Below are 3494 nucleotides of genomic sequence, written 5' to 3'. Positions count from 1 at the left end.
GCGCTTGCCCGCGCTCTCAATGTCGGCGGGCTGATGAACGTGCAGTATGCGATCAAGGATGGCACGGTCTATGTGCTGGAGGTCAACCCGCGCGCATCGCGCACCGTGCCCTTCGTTGCCAAGACCATCGGCCGGCCCATTGCCAAGATCGCCGCCCGCATCATGGCCGGCGAAAAACTGGAAGACGCCTTCGCCCATTACGGCGCCATGCCCGACCCCAGAAACCCCGGCCACATCGCGGTCAAGGAAGCGGTCTTCCCCTTCGCCCGCTTCCCCGGCGTCGACATCCTGCTCGGCCCGGAAATGCGCTCGACCGGCGAGGTCATGGGTCTCGACCGCGATTTCGCGCTCGCCTTCGCCAAGAGCCAGTTAGGGGCCGGTGTCGACCTGCCGCGTTCCGGCACGCTGTTCGTCTCGGTGCGCGACGAGGACAAGAAAGGCATATTGCCGGCGGTCAAGCGCCTTGCCGGCCTCGGCTTCAAGGTCCTGGCCACCTCGGGCACCGCCCGCTTCCTCGCCGAAAACGGTGTCGACGCGCAGAAGATCAACAAGGTCCTGGAAGGCCGCCCCCACATCGAGGACGCCATCCGCAACCGACAGGTGCAGATCGTCTTCAACACGACGGACGGCCAGAAGGCCGTGTCGGACTCGAAGTCGCTGCGCAGGGCGACGCTGATGCAGAAGGTGCCGTATTACACCACGTTGTCGGGTGCGGCTGCGGTGGCGGAAGCGATTGCTGCGCTGAAGGCGGGGAGCCTCGAGGTCAGGCCGCTGCAGGAGTATTTTGCGTGAGAACAGGGAGAAGCTGCCGTAGGCAGATGACGGAAGCCCGCACGGGTGATCGTAATCTGTTGGGGCCTCGCTGCGGCAGAGTTCAGCCAGAAACAGAATTGCATCGCCTCTATCGACGCGAAGGCGGCAGCAGTGGTGATCGAAAGCGGCAATCAGGGGCCCTGCACCAACGATAGCGAAGTCAAAAGAAACGTGTTATTCAGCCCCCTAGGGCATAACTAGGGGGCTGACGATATGACCATACCTACCAATGATCCGTTTATATTATTAATTACAATAATACTTTCGATATCGACAGTTGTGGCGGTTTTAGATTTTGTTGGATTTCTTCCTGGATTTATATCCAAGTGGTTAAATCGAAATAAGCTGGCTTCAACCCTAGACGTTCTGCGCGAAATGGGGATCGAAGGAAGGGTCGTCAAAAGAAGAACAATTTCAAGCTTATTTCATTCTTTTTACAACAAAGAAGATCTGTACTCTGGGACCATACGGGATTTAAATTCGATAAAAATTTCCAAGAAGGTTTCGGTTGGTAGCGTTAATTCAACTCAGTCTAATGGATTTATTGATCTGATGGGCGCAACGACCTCTTCGGAGGTTGCTGAGCGCTACGCTAAACGCCTCGTCACTTTTTGGCGAGAAAAATTGAATAACGACGCAGAACTCAAGAATTTCGAATTTTCCTTTATAGTTGCTCCTAAGAGCGGAAGTCCATTCATTGCCTACGAAATGTCTAAAATACTGAACCTCCCCTTGGTTGTGCACAACTCGAAGCCAAAATTCGAAATAGACCCTGCTATGTTCTCGTCCTATTTCGACGCATTGGCGCAGCCGCCAAAAAATTCTGTGGGCCTTATTGTCGATGACAGTACCACTGGAGGCGCCAAAGCAATGAAACTGATCGATGACCTTAAGAAATTCGAGCTAAAGGCCACGGAGTTTCTTGTCGTGTTTGAGCCGGAGATCAAGGATCCACGCCTCGTTTTAGCAAACAAAGGGGTGACTCTTCATTCACTGGTCAAATTTCGGGCGACCGGGAAAATAGAAAAGTGAAGATACTGATATGCGGGGCCTTTTCAGCAGGAAAAACAGAAACGGTGCTTGCAACGAAGACTTTGCTGGAGACTAACGGACACAAGGTGTCACTTGTCGAGGAAGTCGCCCGAAAAGCACCATTTGCGCTCAACAAATCTCAGGATTTTGAGACTACATCGTGGTTATACTGCCAGCAAATCTGTAGTGAGATCGAAGCCAGTAAGGATGGAGCTGCAATCACCATCTGTGACAGGGGTATTCCAGACATATTTTCGCATTTTCTAGATACCATGGAAAAGGCATCAAAGCCGGGCCCATTCTTAGACGCTCTATTCCCCGCGCTGAAACAATGGTGCTCCACATATGGCAAAGTCTTCTTTTGTCCAGTCGATCACGGCATTCCTGTTCAGGTCGACTCACTACGCGTTGCTGACCCAGCATACCGTTTAAAGATGGAAAACCATAGCTTAGAGGCGCTCGAAATGCTTGACGTACAATACGTTGGGCTTTCATTCGAAAAGGAGCACAGGGCGAATGCGATATATCAGTCGATAGCCAATCTCTGACGATTACAGTTGTGTCAGAATCTCGGCGGCAAGCTCCTCAGGTCTCCTAAGGTTGCCGTCAAAATCTACATCAACAGCGCACCACTCCCCTAAAACCGATTTCGCAATTAGATTTTCATACACGAGCGGAACCCTCGTAAGTAAGGAGCTATCCGCCTCATGCCTATCGGCATCAAGGTCAGTATAGTCTCTCTTAGGTTTTCTTAGGACGTTTTTCGCCGACGCGTTCGGTGATATACGCAGGTAGGCGTTGAGATTAGGAGCTGGAAGCCCGAACACTTTTAATTCTAGGTTCAAGACCCATTCTATCATTTGATCCTGGAATTCGAGGTCGACTTTTGCTGACTGATAAGCCATATTTGAAGCAATATACCTGTCGAATATCAGAAAATCGGATTTTAAATTAATACTTTCGATAAGGGATTTCGACTCAAATCTATCCATCGCATAGAGCGTGGCAATCGATTTCGGGTCCTCAGGAATATATGTTTTCCCCGACAAGAAATTACCTAGCGCCTGACCTGCTATGGTTTCAGAATACCGCGGGAAAGAGACAATGGTAGCAGTCTTCCCTCGATCCTCGATCAGGGCTTTTAACGACTTTGATACTGTAAATTTTCCTGCTCCATCAACACCCTCAATAGCTACTATTTTGCCCATCAAACGAATATGATCCTCTGCAACACTCTTGAATTCGACAGTAGAAACCGAAACTGAGACTCTGACATCTTAAATCTGGTAGCCTGATTCAATATTATTTCCCGACGCCGCACCATTGGCTCAAAAAATAGAACATCGGCCTCGTCAAAAGCAAACCGAACTGCGAGCTTTACGAGGTCGAATTCAAACTCCAAGCCTTCCGGCAAAACTTTATCAGTATAAAAAGTCTTAGAGATGTCTTTGAAATAAATCGAATACTTTAGGAGATCAAAGGCAGATACGGTAAATTCTTCTTTTCCAAATACAAGTTTTAAGTTGCCACCTTGCTTCTTAATACCATCCGCTATGCTTTCTGACGACATCATAATACACACGCATGCTGCCTGCGCCGTGTCAAAGTCAGAAATAATCTCTGTGTAACTTTTGCTCATTGAAGACACT

At 49.6% G+C, this 3494-nt stretch carries 4 protein-coding genes and 1 pseudogene; 3 read left to right on the top strand and 2 right to left on the bottom strand.

Features of this window, described 5'->3' with window-relative positions:
- The 3 genes and pseudogenes from EN984_RS27170 to EN984_RS27160 all read left to right on the top strand — a co-directional run.
- Nucleotides 1–792 (top strand): annotated as a pseudogene (locus tag EN984_RS27170) (carbamoyl phosphate synthase large subunit); the annotation flags it as partial.
- Between the two features lie 234 nt (nt 793–1026).
- Nucleotides 1027–1845, top strand: a complete 819-nt coding sequence (locus EN984_RS27165; protein ID WP_127270149.1) for a phosphoribosyltransferase — start codon at nt 1027–1029, stop codon at nt 1843–1845.
- On the top strand, nt 1842–2393 hold the full coding sequence (locus EN984_RS27160; protein ID WP_127372850.1) for an AAA family ATPase: 552 nt from the start codon (nt 1842–1844) through the stop codon (nt 2391–2393). The genes EN984_RS27165 and EN984_RS27160 overlap by 4 nt, the downstream gene beginning before the upstream one ends.
- A 3-nt stretch (nt 2394–2396) precedes the next feature.
- On the opposite strand, the gene EN984_RS27155 is transcribed toward EN984_RS27160, so the two are convergent.
- Both EN984_RS27155 and EN984_RS37875 read right to left on the bottom strand, forming a co-directional pair.
- Complete coding sequence (locus EN984_RS27155) at nt 2397–3053, bottom strand: thymidylate kinase (RefSeq protein WP_127270446.1); 657 nt, start codon at nt 3051–3053, stop codon at nt 2397–2399.
- The coding region (locus EN984_RS37875) for a hypothetical protein (protein ID WP_164765674.1) at nt 3053–3494 on the bottom strand (442 nt) is incomplete at its 5' end. The genes EN984_RS27155 and EN984_RS37875, both read right to left, overlap by 1 nt.

Source organism: Mesorhizobium sp. M7A.F.Ca.CA.004.12.1.1 (genome assembly GCF_003997835.1).
Lineage (GTDB): Bacteria > Pseudomonadota > Alphaproteobacteria > Rhizobiales > Rhizobiaceae > Mesorhizobium.
The sequence above is the reverse complement of the archived record's forward strand: the minus strand, read 5'-3'. Positions and strand labels throughout refer to the sequence as shown.

Excerpts from the sequence above, each read along its gene's own strand:
- EN984_RS27165 (WP_127270149.1), top strand. The coding sequence starts at position 1,027 with ATGACCATACCTACCAATGATCCGTTTATATTATTAATTACAATAATA.
- EN984_RS27155 (WP_127270446.1), bottom strand. The coding sequence starts at position 3,053 with ATGGGCAAAATAGTAGCTATTGAGGGTGTTGATGGAGCAGGAAAATTT.